The sequence below is a fragment of the Pseudomonas sp. CGJS7 genome (assembly GCF_036961695.1).
This window is the reverse complement of sequence record NZ_JBAMDI010000282.1, coordinates 1-2,221: the sequence shown is the minus strand read 5'-3', so window position 1 is coordinate 2,221 and position 2,221 is coordinate 1. Positions and strand designations below refer to the sequence as shown.

Below are 2,221 nucleotides of genomic sequence, written 5' to 3'. Positions count from 1 at the left end.
TACCAACGACACCGGCATGTCTCAGTCCGATGCGTTCGCGACCGCCCCGCATGCCACCGCGGTGGGTTACGGTGCGCGCGCTTCGGACCAGTTCGCCATCGCCATGGGCAGCGAAGCGGTGTCCAGCGGCAATTCTTCGATCGCCATCGGCAACAAGGCTGCAGCCACGTTCCAGAACACCATCGCGATCGGCGACGATACGATCGCCAGCGGCGATGCTTCGGTCGCGTTCGGTAACGACGCCGTGGCCGATAAAAACTTCGCCGCTGCGCTGGGCGATCGGGCCAAGGCGACCGGGATCGGCGCGACCGCGCTGGGCTCGGAAACGCAAGCCTCTGGGGAATGGGCCAGCGCAATGGGCGACCGCGCCAACGCGGCGGCGGACTACTCGACTTCGATTGGTATGCAATCGAGTGTGATCGCAGCCTTCGGCACCGCGCTGGGTACCCAATCCCACGTCAGTCATGCCGGCAGCGTCGCGCTCGGCGCCCGCTCCGTCGCCGACGGCGCCACGCTCGGCACTGCAGCCTATGTGCCGCCGGCATCGACCTACGCCATCGCCGGCACCGTGCCGAACGGTGAAGTGTCGTTGGGCAGCGCTGCCAACGAGCGTCGAATCACCAACCTCGCCGCCGGCGCAACCGATACCGACGCGGTCAACGTCAGCCAGTTGAAGGCGGTGGACAGCAAGATCACCGCGCTCGGCCAGGATTCGCTGTTGTGGGATCCGGCCGCCAACGGCGGCGCGGGTGCGTTCAGCGCCAATCACGGCGGTACCGGTCCGAACAAGATCGTCAACGTCGCTCCGGCCGATCTGAGCGCGACCAGCACCGATGCGGTCAACGGCAGCCAGTTGTTCGCCACCAACCAGGCGGTGCAGGCGGCCGGTGCCGGTTTCACCCTCACTGCGCAGGGCGCCAACGGCTCCAACGTCGATCCGAGCGAGTCGATCGACCTGAAGAACGGCGACGGCAACATCGTCGTCAGCAAGGCCGCCACCGACAACAACGTCAACTTCGATCTGGCCGACGACATCACCGTCAACAGCGTCGTTGCGGGCAATAGCCGCCTCGACAACACCGGCCTGACCATCACCGGCGGTCCGAGCGTGACTGCGGCCGGCATCAACGCCGGCAACCAAGTCGTCAGCAACGTTGCCGCTGGCGTCGCGGCGACCGACGCGGTCAACAAGAGCCAGCTCGACGCGGTCGGCTCGACCGCGAACGCCGGTTTCAACATCACCGCGCAAGGCGCCAACAGCACCAACGTGGCCCCAGGCGAAACGGTGGACTTCAAGAGCGCCGACGGCAACATCGTCGTCAGCAAGACCGGCGCGGACGATAACCTCAACTTCGATCTGGCCGACGACATCGCCGTCATCAGCGTCGTTGCGGGCAATACCCGTCTGGACAACACCGGCTTGACCATCGCTGGTGGTCCGAGCGTGACGACGGCCGGCATCAACGCGGGCGACCGAGTCGTCAGCAACGTCGCCGCCGGCGTCGCGGCTACCGACGCGGTCAATAAGAGCCAGCTCGATGCGGTCGGCTCGACCGCCAGCGCCGGTTTCAACGTCACCGCGCAGGGCGCCAACAGCACCAACGTGGCGCCGGGCGAAACGGTGGACTTCAAGAGCACCGACGGCAACATCGTGGTCAGCAAGACCGGCGCGGACGATAACGTCAACTTCGATCTGGCCGACGACATCACCGTCAGCAGCGTCGTTGCGGGCAATAGCCGCCTCGACAACACCGGTCTGACCATCACCGGTGGCCCCAGCGTGACCTCGGCCGGTATCAACGCCGGCAACCAAGTCGTGAGCAACGTCGCCGCTGGCGTCGCGGCTACCGATGCGGTCAACAAGAGCCAGCTCGATGCGGTCGGTTCGACCGCCAACGCCGGCTTCAACATCACCGCGCAAGGCGCCAACAGCACCAACGTGGCTCCGGGCGAAGCGGTGGACTTCAAGAACGGCGACGGCAACATCGTGGTCAGCAAGACCGGTACCGACGATAACGTCAACTTCGATCTGGCCGACGACATCACCGTTACCAGCGTCGTTGCGGGCAACAGCCGTCTGGACAACACCGGTCTGACCATCACCGGTGGCCCCAGCGTGACCTCGGCCGGTATCAACGCCGGCAACCAAGTCGTGAGCAACGTCGCCGCGGGCGTCGCTGCTACCGATGCGGTCAACAAGAGCCAGCTCGATGCGGTCGGT

1 protein-coding gene is annotated in these 2,221 nt (G+C 65.8%); it reads left to right on the top strand.

The window, feature by feature from the left end:
* Positions 1-16: 16 nt before the first annotated feature.
* On the top strand, positions 17-2,221 hold a 2,205-nt coding region (locus V7787_RS52675), incomplete at its 3' end, for a hypothetical protein (protein ID WP_336095437.1).